The organism is Corynebacterium auriscanis, from assembly GCF_030408435.1.
Classification (GTDB): domain Bacteria; phylum Actinomycetota; class Actinomycetes; order Mycobacteriales; family Mycobacteriaceae; genus Corynebacterium; species Corynebacterium auriscanis.
The window spans coordinates 655,776-674,132 of sequence record NZ_CP047046.1 but is presented as its reverse complement, the minus strand read 5'-3'; the positions used below and the strand labels follow the sequence as shown (position 1 = coordinate 674,132).

Here is an 18,357-nt window from a genome sequence, read left to right as displayed (position 1 = left end):
TGATAATTTGTGGTGTTTGTTGCGGGGTTGGGGTTCGCCCGGCTGCCTATTCATTACCGCTCACCTCCCGGCGCCTAGTCGGCGTTGAGGCGGGGTGCATGTGGGCGTCGGAATTATCTTTTCGACGCCTACGGCCAACCACGACGAAGAAGCCCACCAGCACTAATGCGAAGCCAGCGCCAAGCAGCCCTAAGATGTTCGCACCCGTCATGGGCAACCTATCGATCAAACCCGGAAGGCCACCGCGGGACGGAACCTCTCCGGGGTGAATTCCCTGGGTAGGTCCACCGTGTGAACCGGCCGGCGCGGTAGTGGACCCTGGAACGCAATTGGGACATTGGGGCCGGCTTCCAGGGACAGGATGATTGTGTCCACCCGGTGGCAGCGGGTAGATGGGCGAGAAAATCCAGTCTGGCCACTTGCCAGGATTGACGGGCAATTGGCCCTCTGGGTCGGCTGGCACCGAGGCGGAGGGGCCAACCACGAATTCAACTTCGTTCGATTCCACGAGTGATTCGGATGACCCAGGCAGCAGAGGCGGCCAATACGGGTGACCGTCGGGGAAAGAAAGGGCAACGTTTTTAATTCGGGTACCTTCGGGCGTATTGGCTTTTAGGGCCGTTTGGATATCGAAAGCTACGCGCGTTTCGGGATGCCCATTGCGCATGTCGGCGGCCTTAATTAGCCCATTTTCTGTAAGGATGATTTTCACGGTTTTATCTGCATAACCGTAGCCCTCTGCTTGGGGCGCACCCTGTAATTCCACGCGAAAATCCTCGCCCTCCCGCAACTGGATTGCCTTTTCTGCGTTGACAATCAAGCCGTCGGTGACACCTTTGAACTCTAGGTTCCGGTCCAGTGGATCTGCCATAATCAGCTGGTACAGCTTGCCCCGCACGTCCGGAGCCGGAAGTGTTGTTTCGAGGCGATAGCGCACGATGCCGTTCTTTTGTTCCTTGGCAATACGGTTTGCCTCTGGGGTTCCGGGCACACCACTGACGATGTTTTTCGTGGCCACGATTGGCTGATTTTTTGCACGAACTACCACGTCGGAGTTACCCGCTGCATCTGGAACGGCCACGAGGAAAGGCGCGATCACCGAGTAATTAGTGTTGCCCACCCGGCTGGGCTTTTCACGAACGAGGTATACCCCGCGCGTGAGGTCAGAAAAACGCGCCTTGCCATCTGCTGCGGTCACCGCTGTCTGTTCAGGTCCCAGCGGATACGTCGACTGTTCGGTCAGCAACCGAGGATCGCGTTGCACCAGATTTCCCAGCTCTGCCTGATCGTTAACATCCAGGCCCTCCAGTTTGTTGATCTGGAATGTTATGCCAGCCAATGGTTCGGGTTCAGCAGCAGTAGGGCCCATGGTTTGCCATGCCGGGTCGCCGTCAAACTTGTGGACGGTGAGGCTGTACTGGCCTGCAGCCGAGTTCTTAGCACCACCGTCGTCTTGGGCGCGCGCGACCCCTCCACCGGCCATCACCGTGACTGTCAATCCCAGCAGCATTATGACACCGAGCAATGCAAGCACGAAAGCGCGCCCCGACCTCAAAGCCGAGGCCGTTCCCGTCATCGTGGGTTGGCCGTGGTTGCGTACCCGCTGCTGGCGGGCGCCCGTTCGTACGTGCATTACTGCTTTACCTTCTGTACCTTGGTGCCAGCTTGGCCTTGCGCCTGAGGTGCCTGGTCTTCATTCTTTTTTCGACGCCTACGCCACAGCCACCACAGCAGATACAGCAAGGCTGCAAGGCTGATCACGAGGGCCGCAATCATCCATGGTTGCCACGGGCTGTGATACTCCTGCTCGATTGGCCCGGGTGGGAGCTTGGTGCGCTCTCCCCGAACCAGTAATCGGTGGGAATTCACACCATAGGGCGTACAGGTGACCAAGGTGACGTAGTCTTTGCCCTCTTCAGGGCGGATTTGATTGATTTCTGAAGGCAGTACCGTGTGGATTTGGTCTACCTTGTAAGCTAGCTTCTCCCCCATGACTTCGATGACGAAAATGTCATCTTTCTTCATGTGGGTGAGGTTGTCGAACATGGTGAGGGTGGCCAGACCGGTGTGGCCAGTGAGCACGCTGTGCGTCCCCTTCCCACCCACGGGCAGATCAGTTCCGTACAAGTGCCCAATGCCGTGTGACAACGTGTTTTGCGAAGTGCCGTGGTACACCGGCAAGTCCATGCCCACGGTAGGGGCTTGGAGCCGGGCCATGATGGTGTTGACGTTGAGTTGCCGGAGGTACTTTTTGTATCCGGGCGAATTCACATCAACACCGTTGACCCATGGATCGGGTGCGCCGAAGGGTGGCAGCTCCCGGTTGTATTGCCGGGCGGATTCTAGCGCTTGGCTGCGTTGTTCGGGCGTGAGGGCTTGCACATCGCGGCTGTAGCCTTGGGCGATGCGGTTTTGCTCCACGTTTTTGTAGTGGGTCAGAATCACGGGTGCGAGAAGCACCAGAATGCCCAACACGATGTAGACCACGGAGCGACGACTGCCCGCCGTACCGCGTTGAGTTGCGCGGCGCTGGTGACGTGCACTCATAACTCCCCGGCCTTTCTGCCTTTGTGGCAACTACGCCTAAGGCTTTTACGCGGTTGCCTGCTGATCCTTGTTATCGCGGAAGCTCGTGTAGAGACCGCGCCCCAGCAGAGCTGCGCCCAATAGGAAGATCAGGACAATACCCCATGCACCTGTCGCGGGAAGCTGGCCTAGGATGGAATCCTTCTTGTTGTCGACGGTAACAGTCATCGCACGAGTGTCGGCATTGACGTCGATGTGACGTGGCTCTGGGTCACGCACAAAACCCTCAGGTGCTTTGGTTTCCACGGCACAATATTGGAAGGTTACGGTGCCCGTTGCGCCACCAGCCGTGTAGCTAATGGGGAGTCCAAAAGCTTGCGCGGTGGATTGGTTAGAAACGGTTGTACCGGTGGTCAGGGTGGTGCTCAGTGCGGAGCCATTGTCCGTGGTGGCCACATTGAGAGCGTCTCCAAGGACCGTCCACTTACCGTCCTGCTGCTCACACCGGAAGACCTGGAATTGGGCCCCTTCCAGGTTGGGGTTGGTCTCGGCTGCAGCTGTCTTTGTGATGGTCAGGTTGCCAAAAGTAGTGCTGGTTGGAGTGTCAGGGGTGGCTGGGTCATCGTCAACGACGTCCGTAGTGATCTGTGCACCATTTGGCAGCTCCACGGTCGCGGTGTTGGTGATGACTCCGTTGGCCGGCAGAGAAACTACCTTCGCTTCAAAAGCAACGTGAACCTGCAGCGCTGGGTTCGTCTGGCGGGCCGCTTGCAGCTTAGACAAACCGGCCTCGTTGAACTCCACGCGCAGGGTGTTGTTATCGGTGGTTACGGTGTAGTCCGTTGTTTCGAGCTGTACGCCATCGGCGGTAACAACTGGAGCCGGGTCGGTTTGCAGAGCCAGGTTGGAAATCAGCTGGTCATTGATGTTAAACCGTGTGAGGTTGCCCGCAGGAACCGGTGCATTGATGGTGTACTTCATGTTGCTTCCCAGAGAAGCGTTGGAAGCATCAACCTGCTTGTTTGGGGTGACGTTCTGGTTCTTTGGGTACACCGTGCGCTCGTAAACCCACTGTCCGTTGGCTCCGGAGTAGGGCAATGTGATCAAGAACGGCGGAGCAACGGTGTAGCCACCCTTTTGGATTTCGGTGACGCGGTAAACACCGACCTTGAATTCAGAGTCAGCCCCGGTATTGATTGAGGCCAAACCATCCGTATTCGTCGTGATAGTTGTCGTGTATCCCACCGAGTTGTCACCGAGGCTGGCCGGGGTGATGCCAGCCAGCTCTCCCCAACCATCAGCCGTGGTCAGGTCGATGCCATCGATTCGTTCAATCTTGAACTGCACACCTGACAGTGGCTTCAGATTATTTGGATCGGCCGGAGCACCCGTGCCACCGACTGGATCGCCTTCGTACTTCTGAATATTGAGTGTGACGTTGGCTCCCGCATTAACCAAATCAGCGGTGCCGGGACCTGGAGCAGCAGGCGCGCCGGAAGGGGCGGTAGTTCCAGTTGGATCCTGCGCCATGGCGGCAGGGATGCCGATGCCAGCGGAGGAAAAAGCGATGGTGGATGCAGCAACAGTTGCGACAAAGCGCGTGGAGAATCTGGACATGGTGTTCCTTTACGGAAAATGGTGAGGCCAACCGGCGACAACGTTGGCTTCAGCACGCTAGTGCCACCGCCTACATAAAATGCGCTACCGTCGGTCGTATTTTTACGTGCCTAACATTACGTTCTCCGCCAGAGTTTCACAAGCTTTACTTAAGCCCGCCACACACTGCGCTTGGATTCCGTTTTGAACCCCTAATAATTAAGGGGTAATTCTTTGGACAGGTTCCCACGCATACAACACCGGTCTCCGTTAAATCCCCAGCAATTTCTGTGCATTCCCACGCAGGATCGCTTCAATCTCATGCTGAGGCAACTTGGCGCTCCGCACATAATCAAAGGCCCGCACGTAGTGCTCATCCTGGAAGTAAGGGTGATCAGAACCCGCCATGATCTGTTCGGCACCGAATGTCTCGGCCGCGAGTCGCAACGACGGTTCGTGGAAATTTGCGGCGTCGAAAAACATCTGCCGGAGCTGTGCATTGGGCGAGGCACTAAAAGCATCCCAATCCGTGTAATTGTCTTCTATGCGCTGCGAAAGGAAGGGCAAATCGCCACCGAGGTGCGCGATGTGGAACGTAATGTTCGGGAAGCGACGGGGTACATCAGCCTTCAGCAGCTGCAAGGTCGCCGTCGCATCTTCAACCGGGGCCCCGTTTACCCATTCCAATTTTTGCGACGCCAACATGGGTGAGCACGCCCCTCCTCCGGTGGGGTGGACGTTGACCACTGCGCCACGCTCATTGAGCGCTGCCCACACCGGGTCAAACCGAGGATCATCTAGGAAAACTTTGCCTTGCGTTATCGTCGGCACCGAAATACCCACAAACTTGAGCTCTTCGAGCACACGAATCGCCTCGCGCACCGACTGATCCACATGTGGCAAGGGCAGTGCACCGTAAGCGTGGAAACGGCCAGGATATTCCTCAACGATGCGAGCGTACTCATCGTTAACCCACTGCGCAGCGTCCAGCGAGGCTTGGGGGCTGTCACCTGAAGGCGATTGCGGGGTAACTGCTAGGATCTGCGTTTCAACTCCCGCCTTATCCATCCATTCCAGGCGACGCGTGAGGTCCTTCTCGCTGGAATCGGCGTTCATACCGCGGGCTATGGCCGTGGTCGCGGGATCCACACCCATAGCTTCGAGCTTGTCTAGATACTCAGTTGGGTACACGTGAGCGTGTGTATCAATAGCATGCATGTGAGACATCGGTTTTCCTTCTTATTCTGCCCGGGTGGGCTGTGTATTGGATTCGGCAACCGCAACGCTGGGGCGCGGGTGACGGGCAAACCACGCCAAGACTGCGGCTACGACCGCCATGGCGATACCCATGATTCCTAGAGTAAGCAGCGCAGTTCGGCTCGGGGTGTTCACACCATTGACCGTGGTGATCATGGCTGCAGTGACTGCCGAAACCAGAGCGGAGGAAACGGCCATTCCGATGGCGCGCATCAGGGCATTGACGGCGTTAGCAGAACCGATTTCCGCCCGTGGCGCGTATTCCACGATCATCATGGGCATCGCTGCGTAACCAATTCCGATCCCCATGGACAACACGGTGGCGGCGAGGATTGTCCACGCCGGGTGAATGTGGATTCCTACCCGCATGAGGTACCCAAGGCCTGTGATGACCGCGCCCAGTACCAGCAGCAGGCGCGGGCCCATGACGGCGGAAAGCCGGGCACTGAGTGGTGCCACCACCAACATGATTGCAGCACTCGGCAGCATCGCTAGTCCCGCCGCGCTCGCGCTCCAGCCGAAGCCGTTTTCCACCACGGGGTTTTGCAGCTCGAGGGTGGTGAGAAGCAGGTTAGTGAACATCAGGATACCCATGAGGATCGAAGCTGCATTGGTCAGCAGAATCGGACGATCCGAGGCAGTTCCGAGATCTACCAGTGGAGAATCGATCCGCAGCTCGTACACGCCCCACGCGATCGTCACCACAATGCCGACCGCCAGGAGCCCGAGGGTCATCGCACTCCCCCATCCCCACGCCCCGCCTTGGGACAGAACGGTGAGAAGCGACGACAGCGCGACGATAAGCAACAGCGCACCAACGTAATCGAAGGACTGCCTTTGGGTGACGCGATCGTTGGGCATTACCTTCCAGATCAGCAACACTGAAATACCAGACAGGATGGCAGCGACCACGAACATGGATTTCCACCCGAAGCCGGAGAGCAGCACTCCACCCAGTGGAATACCGATGCCGCCGCCGATGCCCAGGGTTGCACTGAGAAGCGCTAAAGCACCAGGAATTCGGTCACCGGGCAAGCTGTGGCGCATTTGCGCCATTGCTACCGGCACCAGGGCGGTTCCAAGCCCCTGCAATGCACGACCGATGATCATAGTGGTGATGCCGCCCAGAGGGGCAATCACGGAACCAGCAAACACGAGTCCCATCGTGACGACCATTAGCGGGCGACGAGGAACGATGTCCGAAAGCCGTCCAATAATCGGGGTGGCAGCGGCACCCACAAGCAAAGTAGCGGTGACCAGCCACGATACTGTCAGTGGGCTCGTTCCTAGCAACTTGGGGAATCGCGGCACGGCCGGGACGACCAATGACTGCAGCAGCGTGACAACAAGGCAAGAAAATGCTGCCACGGCAATCAACATGCCAGGTTTGTCCGTCGTATGGTGGACGGGAACCGTTGACGTGGAGGGCGATGTCTTTTCGGTTTGTGACACGTGACCGAACCTCACTTTCCAAATTTTTTACGAAGTCCGTGTCACAATCTAAATTAGACTTGCACGAAACCGAATGATCGTGCACGTTTTTGTCAATTCAACCGAAAATGCCCCGAGAATCAACATGCAAACTTCAAACGAACGCAGTTTTCCCCAACTCGACTCCCTTGATCTGAAGCTCATTGCCATCGCCAAGCGCTTTCCGGGGGAGAATTTCTCGGCTTGGGCCGCGCACCTCGATGTGTCCTCCCACACGGTGGCACGTCACTACGAGCGGCTGCACCGCCACGGTGTGCTGCGCATCATTGGACGCACCCTTCCCAGCTTTGGGGGGCGCATGTCTTGGTTGATTCGCATGCAGAACCCCTCCCCTTACCTACGAACGGTCGCCGCAGACTTTTCCTCATTGGACTTCACGCGCTGGGTGCGCCTATCCACAGACCGCCGAGAACTCATCTGCGGCCTAGTTGCCAGCGAGAGGGGCTTAGATCAGTTGCTTACCGCCGCGCACAAGAAGCTCCCCGATTCCACCATCTCTGCCCACCACTTGATGAAGGTATGGGGCCAACCCGGAGCGGTACCCTATACGTCAGCCCAGTTGGACAAGATGGACAAGGACATCTTGGCTCAATTGGAAGTTGATGGCCGGGTGTCGAATGCCTCTTTATCTCGACGCCTAGGCGCTGATCCAACCACGATCTCCCGAAGGCGCAAACGTTTGGAGGACACGAACGTCCTGTACTACGAAGCAGATATCGACACGCGTGTGTATGGCGATGGAAACGATGCCAACCTGTGGATCACCATGCGCCCGGGGAAAATTGATGAACTCGGGGCCTACCTGAAATTGAGGCCCGAGGTAAGTTTTGTTGCTGCGACCAGTGGGGCGTCGCAAATGGTTGTCCATGTGGCGCTGCATGCAGAAGGACCCCACAGCCCAGCTAAAACCGTGGCCACCGAGGAGGGAAAAACTCCGGAGACGGGGGGCGTTGGTGAGGACAAGGTTTTTAGTTCGATGAACTTGATGGAGTTCGTCGATGGGCTAACGGGCTGGGGAATTGACCATGTGGAGGTGGTTCCGATGGGAACGACAATGAAGCGGCATCAGCGCTGAGCGCTCCCGGCACCGGCGATGTGTTCCACGCACACCCCGGTAGTACCAACCGTCGCTGGCGTACCAGGGGTGCTAGGCCAACTGACCGGGAGTATCACTTCCACGCCACATTCAGTTTGTTGCAGGACTGTTTTAGGAATTGATGATGACTTTCAGCGCCTTAGTTTCTGCGGCATTGGTGAATACTTCGTATGCCTCCTCGAATTCATCAAACGTGAATCGGTGGCTAATGAAACCAGAGACGTCAATCCTGCGCTGAGCAAGCAGCTTAGTCAGCATCGGGGCAGAATCGGTATTGACTAGCCCAGTGGTGATGGTGAGATTTTCAATCCACAGATCTTGCAGCGGCAACTCGACCGCTGTCCCATGTACACCGACGTTGGCAATGTGGCCGCCTGCCCGAACAACTTCGAGACACATATTCCACGTTGCGGGGATTCCCACAGCCTCGATAGCGACATCCACGCCGAGACCGTCGGTCATGCCCATGACCTGCTGCTTCCAATCATCATCAGAAGAGAGCACCCCGTCAGTAGCCCCGAACTTCTTCGCTTGCTCAATACGGTTGGGATCCAGATCTACTGCGATGACGCGGCTTGGACCATAGAGTTGAGACGCCGTAATAGCGGCTAGACCAACTGGGCCAGCGCCGATGACTACTACCACATCTCCGGCCTTCACCTTGCCGTTGAGGATCCCGAGTTCGTGCCCGGTCGGCAAAATGTCGCTGATCATCGTTGCGTCCTCTGGGGAAACGCCCTCAGGAAGCTTTTGAACCGAGCTTTCCGCGAATGGAATGCGGACATATTCAGCTTGGGTTCCATCGATCAGGTGCCCGAAAATCCAGCCAATTCCGGAAGCTCCCTCGTCAGCAAGGCAGTGGCTCTGTAGATGCTTGCGGCAGTTTGAGCACTTTCCACACGACGTAACAGCCGAAACAATAACTTTGTCGCCGACTTTCAGTTCAGTGACTGCTTCACCAACCTCGGTGATTTCCGCAATTCCCTCGTGCCCGAGGATTCTGCCATCCTCGACCGCTGGGACATCCCCCTTGAGGATATGAAGATCAGTTCCACAGATGGTGGTGGTGAGCATTTTTCCAATGACGTCGGTGGGGTGCTGCAGCTCTGGCTCCGGAACGTCTTCCCAACTGGGCTTCCCTGGGCCACGGTAGACCATTGCCTTCATTGTTCATCTCCTTAAATACGTCGCACGAGTGAATAATAATTTCCACTCAGAAGTAATTTGGAACACAATACTAACCATATTGGATCTATTTCACAACCCAAAACAATGAAGTCGGCAATTGGCCCTATTTTAATATCAACTCTGCTACCTAATGAAAATTGAATTCAATTGCGGTTTGGTGATTGAGCCATTTTGCGACGGTCAAAATAATTGATCCCGCTTGCAGTACAGAAACTCCCCCGATTTTGCACCCCAAACATTGCCTCATCTTTGCCAGATAAGCGAGCGATAGTACCTCCCGCAATCCACTACGAGGCTGGAGCTCTAACTGCGTAAATACCACAGCTCCAACTACTTAGATACGACAAAACCCCAGCTCGTAAATGAACTGGGGAAATGCGATTGGTGGAGCTAACGGGACTCGAACCCGTGACCCCCACACTGCCAGTGTGGTGCGCTACCAGCTGCGCCATAGCCCCGCATAGTTTGCGTTAACGCGTTCTCCATGGAGAAGCGAACGGATTTAAAGCTACCCGATCGCTCTCGAGCTAACCAAATCCGCAGGTCGCCGGGAATAATCCCGCGGCGAGAACGGACGGATCGAGCAGAGGTCATCCGCGTTCTTTTAGAGCCGCTATGTTTCGAGGTCACTGCGTCTTGCTTTCGAGGTCACTGTGCCCCGGCATCGGGCATGCTCTAGCGACCGCGATTAGTGGCTCCTCGAACTCTTTGGCGACTCCAGTTGATCAGCGCGGTTTACTTCTTTTCGCCGTTGTTCCCGCCCTTGTTCCAGACCAGATCCGGAACCCACGACAGTGGCTTCTGGCCGCCATCGGACTTCAGCTCGTACGGCTTACCGTTGGCGAACACCTGCGGAGTAGACACTTGGGCACCTCGGTCGGTCAGAATCTTGGCGTTGCCTTCAAAGACCGGAAGAGCCTCGTCTTGAACTTCCCCCTTCTTGATCTTTTCAACCAGAGCAGGATCCACATCGTAGGCCTCGGCAGCCTTGCCCAGTTCCTCCCAGTTCCACGTACGTGCAACTTCTGGCTGATCCATGAACATCTTGTCGTGCATATTCCAGAATGCCTTGGCGTTTCCGGTCTTAGCGATCGCGTAAGCCACCGCGCCACCGCGAGTGGAGGACCCACCTGGCTTCTGGTCCAGGATATTCAGGAAGCGATACACTACCTTGACATCACCATCGGTGACGGCCTTGTGAACGTCCTCGTGATCCGCTTCAACCAAATCGGCGCAGTGAGGGCAGGAGAAGTCGGAGAAAATCTCGACCGTTGGCGCGTCCTTTTTCACCTTGTCCGAAGCGAGCGTCACCGCACCGTCGTTTGCCGAGACCGTAAAGTTGGCTTCCTGTTGCGGCATATCCTCCGCGATCGTATTTTTCGTGCTCTGCTTCCATACGAAGAGACCAATAACAACCGCAGCGATGGCTAAAATCGCAACGATCACCCAGATAAAACCGCTTCCACCCCGGCTATTCGGGGCTTTGATCTGCTGACTCACTTAGGATTGTCCTTTCACAGCTGTCGCTTTCATGCCCCGGTAACAAAGGTCATGATCTACGGAGGTCGGCTCGCATTTCGATGCGCCCGCACTCCGACAGAATTATCGTTCACCGTGGTAATGAACCATTTTGTAGAGGGGCATGTGCTCAATACAACAATGCTCTACTTTAACGACCTGCCCCCACAAATCTCTAATGATTTGCGTTTGAACTGCGCTATTGACAGCCAACTAGCAATCTGGCGCGCCACCGACACAGCAATTTCACAGTCGAAACGTGCAGCACAAGGGCCATTCGGAGCCTTTTAGACCTACTACGCCCAGCACGAGCCTTAAGGGCGAACCTCGCTCGGCGTAGCTGACGCCCGACCCCCAACATCCAAACGCCCGTTTAAGCACCCAATTAAGAACCCAATACGGAGTCAACCACTGCTTGGGCCTCCTCCACAACCTGTTGCAAGTGCTCATCGCCCGCCATGGACTCCGCGTAGATCTTGTACTTGTCCTCAGTGCCGGAAGGCCGCGCAGCGAACCACGCGTTCTCAGTGGTCACCTTCACACCACCGATTGGCGCATCATTACCCGGCGCGGTAGTCATCACGTTGGTGATTTTCTCCCCCGCCAGTTCAGACTGCGTTACGTCTTGGGAGCTCAGTGCTTTCAAACGCGCCTTCTGCTCGCGGTTCGCCGGCGCGTCAATTCGGGTGTACGCAGGTGAGCCGAATTTCTCGATCAGGTCGCTATACCGCTGCGATGGGGATTCACCGGTGACAGCCAGGATTTCTGATGCCAGCAGGTCAGCAATGATTCCGTCCTTATCCGTTGACCACACCGTGCCATCGAAACGCAGGAAGCTTGCACCGGCAGATTCTTCGCCACCGAACACCACACTGCCATCCACCAGGCCGGGCACAAACCACTTAAACCCCACTGGCACCTCCATGAGGTTTGTCTCATGCGCTGCTACCACCCGGTCAATCATCTGCGAGCTCACCAGAGTTTTACCGACCGACGCCCCCTTGGGCCATCCGTTTCGGTGCCCCAGCAGGTAGTCAATGGCCACTGACAGGTAGTGATTGGGATTCATCAACCCGGCATCTGGCGTGACAATTCCGTGGCGATCCGAGTCCGCGTCGTTACCCGTAGCAATATCGAATGCCGGCTGACCCGGCGAGCGCGCGTCGATGGATACTGCGCCCGCGCCCTGCCCATCGGCTGCGGCGGCCTGAACGGCAGCCTGTCCAACCTGTTGCCCGCCGCTGACAGCGTTAACTAGGGATGCCATCGCGTAAGGCGAGGAGCAATCCATGCGGATCTTGCCGTCACTATCCAACGTCATGAAGCCAAAGGCTGGGTCCACTTTCGGGTTCACAACGGTCAAGTTCAAGCCGTGAACATCCGCGATGCGCTGCCAGTACTCCACCGAAGCTCCCCCCATCGGATCTGCCCCAATGCGCACACCAGCGTTCTTGATCGTCTCCATGTCGATGACCTCTGGGAGGCTATCGACGTATAGCCCGCAGAAGTCATGCTTGACGAAAGTATTGGTGCTGGTGGAGCGTTTGATCTGGTCCAGCTTGCCGTCCAGGTAGTCGTTGGCCCGAGCGGCAATCCACTCCGTGGCGGTCGTATCAGCCGGGCCGCCCGTCGGCGGATTGTACTTAAAGCCACCGTCACGTGGCGGGTTGTGGGACGGAGTGATGACGATGCCGTCTGCCCTAGCGGCGTCGGTACCCGTAGGCCCACCCGGTAGCGCCTTGTTGTGCTCCAGAATGGCGAAACTAATGGCAGGGGTGGGCACGAAGCCGTCGTTGGAATCCACCCGAACGTCCACTCCATTGCCCGCTAGGACCTCAAGCGCGGTGGCCTGGGCTGGCTCCGACAAAGCATGCGGATCACGGCCAATAAACACCGGGCCACGGATACCCTGCTCCGTACGATAATCTACGATCGCTTGGGTAGTAGCCGCGATGTGATCCTCGTTAAACGCGCCGTCGAAGGAACTGCCCCGGTGACCCGAAGTTCCGAAGGTGACACGCTGAGCAGGGTCGGAGGCATCGGGATGTACGGAATGATAGGCCTCCAACAGGGCTGGGATATCTTCCAAATCTGCAGGCGTAGCAGGTTGTCCGGCGCGTGGGTGCATGATCGTGCTCCTCGAAAAGTTGGTCGCGCCATAGGCGTTGCGACCGGGTTGATAGGGCAGTTCAAAGCGGGACGAATCTTTCCGGCGCGATGTTGCCGAGAAAAAGATGCGCACCTCTTAACTAATAGAGTGCAATATCATGGGGGCTCTTGCTGTGTGGGAGCAGCTCTAGGCACTACAAAAGGGGGTGGGTGATGATCAGGTTCCTTTGTCTTCGACATAACACGTTCTCTTTTCCACGACCGGTAATCACGCGCGAGCTACCAGCACACGCACGAGCGACCGGTAATCACGCGCGAGCGACCAGCACGCACCCGGGCGACCAGCACACACCCGAGCGACCAGCACGAGGGGGCAAGGACCCTCCCCCAACTACGTCCAATTTGCGCCAAAATCCGCAAATCAAACTAAATATCTAGCTCCATGCAGTACCTTTTTCGCATGGTTGACGTTTCATATCAGGCAAGCTTCGCTGAGAGCTTAGAAACTATTGACAGTTTTGTTTGGGGTCAGTTTTTCCTCATTCCCCTTCTTCTTGGCGCAGGTTTAGTTCTCACTATCCGTCTGGCGGGCATACAATTTCGGTATCTTTTTGTAGCTTTACGCCACGGACTCGTCGACCGGAATGACGAGGGTGGAGCCGGTGATATTTCCCAATATCAAGCACTCACCACGGCGCTGGCCGCAACCGTTGGTGTGGGCAACATTGTCGGTGTTGCTACCGCCCTGTCGATCGGTGGCCCCGGGGCATTGTTCTGGATGTGGGTGACCGGCCTCGTGGGTATGGCCTCGAAGTACTCGGAGGCCTTCCTGGGGGTTCGCTTCCGCACATCCGATGCAAACGGCAAAATTTCCGGCGGTCCGCAGCGGTACTTGGAGTACGGCATCCGGGGTGGATTGGGCAAGTTCCTGGCATGGTTCTTCACCATCGCTGCGATTATCGCTTCGTTTGGCATTGGTAACCTCACCCAGGCCAACGCCGTGGCCGCCGGGCTGAAGGATACGTTCAATGTCGATCCCTGGGTCACCGGTGTAGTGATGTTCGTACTGGTCGGAGCGGTTTTGCTGGGAGGCATCGAGACCATCGGTAAAGTCACCTCCGCCTTCGTTCCGCTGATGATCATCATCTACCTAGTCGGTGGATTCATTGTGTTGGCCATGCACGTGGATCAGGTTCCGAGCGCATTTGCGCAAATCTTCTCGGATGCATTCTCCGGCACCGCCGCGACCGGCGGTTTTGCTGGTGCCGCAATCATCGTGGCACTGCAAATGGGTGTGGCCCGCGGCATCTTCTCCAACGAATCCGGCATGGGTTCGGCCGCTATCGCCGCCGCGGCTGCGAAAACTACGCACCCGGTTCGCCAGGGCCTGGTCTCTATGACTCAAACCTTCATCGACACCATCATCGTGGTCACCATGACCGGGCTAGTTATCGTAACGACCGGTGTGTGGACCAACGGCAAGGAATCTGCGGGCACCATGACTGCCGACGCATTCCGCGCAGGAATTGGTGCGGACTGGGGCGGCACGATCGTGTCGGTCTCCGTGGTGTTCTTCGCGTTCTCCACGATCTTGGGCTGGTCCTACTATGGTGAGCGCAACGCCGAACGTGCGCTGGGCCTGTGGGCCTCCCTGCCTTACCGCATGATCTTCACGTGCGTGGTTTTTGTGGGTGCGACCACTGAACTCAGCCTGGCTTGGACGCTTGCGGACATCGCCAACGGCCTCATGGCCCTGCCAAACCTGGTGGGTCTACTCATTCTCTCTGGGCTCATAGCCAAAGAGACGAAGGCCTACCTCGCCTTTGATCCCACGCTTCGCGCCACTCCCGAGTCTGTGGACGAGTTCCTTATCAACACCGACAATCCGTGGCGGGCCGACGTTGCAACCGCGCCGAACGCAGGCAAAGCTCGCGAGATTCGGGGCTCAGAATAGAAGCCGAGTAAGCAGCAAGTGTGCTCGCTCCACCAACACAGAGCATCGGGCCAACAAGTGAAACGGCCCCGAGCATTTTCCGCATTAGGGCCACAATTCCCGAACAGCCATTTAACATTTCCCTATGGAAACTAATCGTTCTGGACTAAGTGTTCCCCTCACTCCACTGCGCTTCCTCGAGCGCAGTGCCGCCACCTTTCCTCAATCCACTGCCTGCATCGATGGCTCGCGGAGGATCACGTTTGAGGAATTTCGTAACGACGCCCAAGCGCTTGCCCGGGCCCTACAAGCCAGTGGGCTCAACAAGGGTGACCGCGTAGGTGTTTTAGCACCTAATAGCTACGAAGCTCTACTAGCCCAATTCGGGGTTCCCCTGGCTCAAGGGGTGATCGTGGCTATCAATACCCGGTTGGCCCCCGCCGAAGTTGCGTATATCCAGCAGCATTCCGGGTTCAATATCCTCCTGGGGACTGCCGACTTGCTCAATGCAGTCAAAGCCGACCTGCCAGCGGATATTATTTTCCTAGAGATTCCCGAAGCCGATGGGTCTCAACCGGGCGACTTCCCCAGCGTCAGCGCTTTCTCGGATCCCCACCGATCCGGCCCGGACCTACCGTTTGCCGTGGTCAATGAGAACGATCCGATCGCACTGAATTACACCTCCGGCACCACGGGCAAACCCAAGGGTGTGGTCTATACCCACCGTGGCGCGTACCTGAACGCGCTTGGCGAAGTAAGTGCCCAAAAGTTCGATACCAACAGCGTGTATCTGTGGACACTCCCCATGTTCCACTGTTCCGGGTGGTGCACTGGATGGGCAACGATGGCGGTAGCCGCCACACAGATTGCCCTGCGCGCAGTACGTGGCCCGGAAATGTGGCGCCTCATCAGCGAAGAACACGTCACCCACATGTGCGGTGCACCTGCGGTGCTCACCACCCTGGTTGATGATGACAACAAACGCCGTGTAAAGAACCTGCGCATTGTCACGGCAGGCGCTCCCCCAAGCCCCACCATTATCACCCGTTGCGAAAACCTCGGTGTGGAAGTCACACACGTGTACGGATTGACTGAGTTTTACGGCCCCTACACTGTCTGTGAGCCCCAGCCAGAATGGTCGGATATGACAGTGCGGCGTCGAGCCGTTTTAAAAGCCCGGCAAGGAGTGCCCTTGATTACCAACGAAGAGGTACTGGTAGTCAAAGAAACCACGGACGACGACCCAACAATCGAAGAAGTACCCAGCGACGGCAAAACCATGGGCGAAATCGTCATGCGCGGAAACGGCATTATGGCCGGTTACTTCAATGATGACGAAGCCACGGACATTGCGTTCCGAGGCGGTTTTTTCCATACGGGCGACCTCGGTGTGAAGCATCCGGACGGCTACATTCAGCTGCTTGACCGCGCGAAGGATGTGGTGGTCAGTGGTGGCGAGAATATCTCGACGATCGAGGTCGAACAGGCCATTGTCAGCTACCCCGATGTCTCAGATTGCGCGGTCGTCGGTGTACCCGATGACAAGTGGGGTGAGCGCCCGCGAGCTTTTGTGGTGCTACGACCGGAAGCCCAATCTGCTGATCACGACGCCGTCGGCGAGGCCGTCATTGCACACTGTCGTGCACGCATTGCCGGTTACAAGGTGCCGCGAGACATCGTGATCTTAGACGAGCTACCCCGAACCTCAACGGGGAAGGTTCGAAAGAATGCGTTGCGTGAGGAGGCCTGGGCGGGCAAGTCCGCCAAAATTAACTGATCCCTGCGATATGCTTGCCTGCATGGGAGACGCCGTTTCATCACACACATACACCCCGAAGCAACGGACAAGTTACCGCAAGAATCTTCTGCACGACTTGGAGCTTTTCGATCACCACCTCCAAGAGGCAGAGTTCATGGATGAGGGCTCGATCGGTCTGGAGCTCGAGCTCAACCTTGTTGACGAGCACATGCAGCCGGCCAAGGTCGGTAAGGAAGTGCTGGAAGACCTTTCCGACGAGTTCCAATCGGAAATCGGGTCTTTCAATATTGAGGTGAATCACCCCCCGCTGTCGATCTCTGGTGACGGCTTGCAGAAGCTTCACTCTGGGTTGGAACAGCGATTGGATACGGCTCGCGCAGCTGCCCGCAAGCACGGCGCCAATGTAGCGATGATCGGCACGCTGCCCACCCTGACCACCGAATTCCTTTCCGATCCGTCGTGGATGACTCAGGAGAATCGCTACCGCGCTCTCAGCAACGCGGTTATGGAGGCACGTGGCGAACTGGTTCGGATCGATATCACCCGCCAGGACCGTTACCTGCACGATTTTGAAGACATCGCGCCAGAATCCGCATGTACGTCCATTCAGTTACACTTGCAGGTCGCGCCGAATCGTTTCGCGGATGCGTGGAACGCTTCCCAGGCAATTGCGGGTGTTCAGGCAGCCGTAGCTGCGAACTCTCCACTCTTCGCGGGTTATCAGTTGTGGCACGAGTCCCGCATTCCGCTGTTCGCTCAATCCATCGATACCCGCACCAACGAGCTGGTGAATCAGGGCGTGCGCCCGCGAGTTTGGTTCGGGGAACGTTGGATTACCAGCGTGTTTGACCTGTTCGAGGAAAACGTGCGGTACTTCTCTCCCCTGCTGCCTGAGGCACGCCTAGAAGCCGGCAACCCCATCATGAATGGTAATAATCCGGCACTGCACTACCTTAACTTGCAAAACGGCACGGTCTGGCGCTGGAACCGGCCAATCTACGATCCCAACACGCCGCAGGCGCACATCCGTGTGGAAAACCGGCTATTGCCTGCGGGGCCCACTGCGGCTGACATCGTGGCTGATGCTGCCTTTTACTACGGCCTCGTCAAGTACTTAAGCAACCAGGCCCGCCCGGTGTGGTCTCGTCTTCCTTTCTCTGATGCCGACGCCAACTTCAATGCCGGCGCCCGTGATGGGTTGTTCGCCCGTATGAAGTGGCCACGTGTTGGCAAGGTGAGTGTCAGCGAATTGGTTCGGGATCACCTTCTTGAGCAATCCCGCCGCGGGTTGGAATCACTTGATGTCGATAAGGACCTCATTGATACCTACTTGGGCATCATTGGTGCTCGCACTAAGTCCCGCCAGAATGGCGCCACGTGGCAACTCACCGCGCTGGCGAATACCGGCGGTAGCAATATTGAGCCGGATTCTCCGCGGCGTCGGGAAGCAATTGCCCGCATGTTGGCCGCCTACTTAGACAACCAGCAGACCGGCGAGCCCGTGCACACCTGGTCAACCAAGATCGACTAACGGGCCCGGCCGTCCGGCTCCTGCATGCCTTAAGTGGTACGAATCGAGAAGCGTAACCGGCGCAACCGGTTCTTACGAACCTCCGGCGAAAAAAGGCGGCAAACGGGCCCGGCCGGCCGACTCCTGCATGCCTTGAGCGGCACAAATCGAGAAGCATAACCGGCGGAACCGGTGGGCGTGTGCGTTTCGAGGCATAGAAACGGGCCCTCGTGGCAATTTAGGGGTGTGAGAGCGGCCTCGCTGAAAAATCGGATCCCGCGAGTCTGCTTATCAGACAACAACCTCCTATCGTGGATGGCAACACTCGTGGCAGCACCCAATAGAAGTCTTGCGTGCTGTTACTCACCAATCCA

The 18,357-nt window shown here is 57.1% G+C and carries 12 protein-coding genes and 1 tRNA gene; 4 read left to right on the top strand and 9 right to left on the bottom strand.

What is annotated here, in order from left to right; genetic code table 11:
• Positions 1–46 precede the first annotated feature (46 nt).
• The 5 genes from CAURIC_RS02790 to CAURIC_RS02770 form a co-directional block, all read right to left on the bottom strand.
• Positions 47–1,633, bottom strand: a complete 1,587-nt coding sequence (locus tag CAURIC_RS02790) for a SpaH/EbpB family LPXTG-anchored major pilin (protein ID WP_290183272.1) — start codon at positions 1,631–1,633, stop codon at positions 47–49.
• Positions 1,633–2,547 carry a class C sortase gene (locus CAURIC_RS02785; protein WP_052095142.1) on the bottom strand — a complete coding sequence of 305 codons (915 nt, stop codon included), beginning with the start codon at positions 2,545–2,547 and terminating at the stop codon, positions 1,633–1,635. Before CAURIC_RS02785 ends, CAURIC_RS02790 begins: the two co-directional genes overlap by 1 nt.
• Positions 2,548–2,592: 45 nt before the next feature.
• Entirely contained in the window at positions 2,593–4,143 is a 1,551-nt protein-coding gene (locus tag CAURIC_RS02780; protein ID WP_035115434.1) for a SpaH/EbpB family LPXTG-anchored major pilin, read from the bottom strand.
• A 249-nt stretch (positions 4,144–4,392) separates the two neighbouring features.
• Positions 4,393–5,349 carry an amidohydrolase family protein gene (locus CAURIC_RS02775; protein ID WP_290183268.1) on the bottom strand — a complete coding sequence of 319 codons (957 nt, stop codon included), beginning with the start codon at positions 5,347–5,349 and terminating at the stop codon, positions 4,393–4,395.
• Between the two features lie 12 nt (positions 5,350–5,361).
• A complete protein-coding gene (locus CAURIC_RS02770) occupies positions 5,362–6,831 on the bottom strand; it encodes an MFS transporter (protein ID WP_290183267.1) in 1,470 nt (489 codons plus the stop codon).
• 124 nt (positions 6,832–6,955) lie between these two features.
• Between CAURIC_RS02770 and CAURIC_RS02765 the strand changes: the two genes are divergently transcribed.
• Entirely contained in the window at positions 6,956–7,945 is a 990-nt protein-coding gene (locus CAURIC_RS02765) for an Lrp/AsnC family transcriptional regulator (RefSeq protein ID WP_172644089.1), read from the top strand.
• 132 nt (positions 7,946–8,077) lie between these two features.
• On the opposite strand, the gene CAURIC_RS02760 is transcribed toward CAURIC_RS02765, so the two are convergent.
• The 4 genes from CAURIC_RS02760 to pgm form a co-directional block, all read right to left on the bottom strand.
• The gene (locus tag CAURIC_RS02760; RefSeq protein WP_035115429.1) at positions 8,078–9,133 is read right to left on the bottom strand and encodes a zinc-dependent alcohol dehydrogenase family protein; all 1,056 of its coding nucleotides are present in this window, start codon (positions 9,131–9,133) and stop codon (positions 8,078–8,080) included.
• A gap of 403 nt (positions 9,134–9,536) precedes the next feature.
• A tRNA-Ala gene (locus CAURIC_RS02755) sits at positions 9,537–9,612 on the bottom strand.
• A gap of 277 nt (positions 9,613–9,889) precedes the next feature.
• Positions 9,890–10,654 carry a DsbA family protein gene (locus tag CAURIC_RS02750; protein ID WP_035115427.1) on the bottom strand — a complete coding sequence of 255 codons (765 nt, stop codon included), beginning with the start codon at positions 10,652–10,654 and terminating at the stop codon, positions 9,890–9,892.
• A 403-nt stretch (positions 10,655–11,057) separates the two neighbouring features.
• Positions 11,058–12,800 (bottom strand): phosphoglucomutase (alpha-D-glucose-1,6-bisphosphate-dependent), encoded by a 1,743-nt coding sequence (gene pgm / locus CAURIC_RS02745; RefSeq protein ID WP_035115425.1) that lies wholly within the window; start codon positions 12,798–12,800, stop codon positions 11,058–11,060.
• A 441-nt stretch (positions 12,801–13,241) separates the two neighbouring features.
• Here pgm and CAURIC_RS02740 point away from each other — a divergent pair, with 441 nt between their 5' ends.
• The 3 genes from CAURIC_RS02740 to CAURIC_RS02730 all read left to right on the top strand — a co-directional run bounded on the left by CAURIC_RS02740 (position 13,242) and on the right by CAURIC_RS02730 (position 18,004).
• Complete coding sequence (locus CAURIC_RS02740; RefSeq protein WP_290183413.1) at positions 13,242–14,735, top strand: alanine/glycine:cation symporter family protein; 1,494 nt, start codon at positions 13,242–13,244, stop codon at positions 14,733–14,735.
• A gap of 124 nt (positions 14,736–14,859) precedes the next feature.
• Positions 14,860–16,491 (top strand): AMP-binding protein, encoded by a 1,632-nt coding sequence (locus tag CAURIC_RS02735; protein ID WP_290183262.1) that lies wholly within the window; start codon positions 14,860–14,862, stop codon positions 16,489–16,491.
• A 22-nt stretch (positions 16,492–16,513) separates the two neighbouring features.
• Positions 16,514–18,004 carry a glutamate-cysteine ligase family protein gene (locus CAURIC_RS02730; RefSeq protein ID WP_035115424.1) on the top strand — a complete coding sequence of 497 codons (1,491 nt, stop codon included), beginning with the start codon at positions 16,514–16,516 and terminating at the stop codon, positions 18,002–18,004.
• The last annotated feature ends 353 nt before the right edge of the window (positions 18,005–18,357 follow it).

Bases quoted from the DNA above. Each gene is read 5' to 3' on its own strand.
- CAURIC_RS02790 (WP_290183272.1), bottom strand. From the start codon at position 1,633: ATGCACGTACGAACGGGCGCCCGCCAGCAGCGGGTACGCAACCACGGC.
- CAURIC_RS02785 (WP_052095142.1), bottom strand. From the start codon at position 2,547: ATGAGTGCACGTCACCAGCGCCGCGCAACTCAACGCGGTACGGCGGGC.
- CAURIC_RS02780 (WP_035115434.1), bottom strand. From the start codon at position 4,143: ATGTCCAGATTCTCCACGCGCTTTGTCGCAACTGTTGCTGCATCCACC.
- CAURIC_RS02775 (WP_290183268.1), bottom strand. From the start codon at position 5,349: ATGTCTCACATGCATGCTATTGATACACACGCTCACGTGTACCCAACT.
- CAURIC_RS02765 (WP_172644089.1), top strand. From the start codon at position 6,956: ATGCAAACTTCAAACGAACGCAGTTTTCCCCAACTCGACTCCCTTGAT.
- CAURIC_RS02760 (WP_035115429.1), bottom strand. From the start codon at position 9,133: ATGAAGGCAATGGTCTACCGTGGCCCAGGGAAGCCCAGTTGGGAAGAC.
- pgm (WP_035115425.1), bottom strand. From the start codon at position 12,800: ATGCACCCACGCGCCGGACAACCTGCTACGCCTGCAGATTTGGAAGAT.
- CAURIC_RS02740 (WP_290183413.1), top strand. From the start codon at position 13,242: ATGGTTGACGTTTCATATCAGGCAAGCTTCGCTGAGAGCTTAGAAACT.
- CAURIC_RS02735 (WP_290183262.1), top strand. From the start codon at position 14,860: ATGGAAACTAATCGTTCTGGACTAAGTGTTCCCCTCACTCCACTGCGC.
- CAURIC_RS02730 (WP_035115424.1), top strand. From the start codon at position 16,514: ATGGGAGACGCCGTTTCATCACACACATACACCCCGAAGCAACGGACA.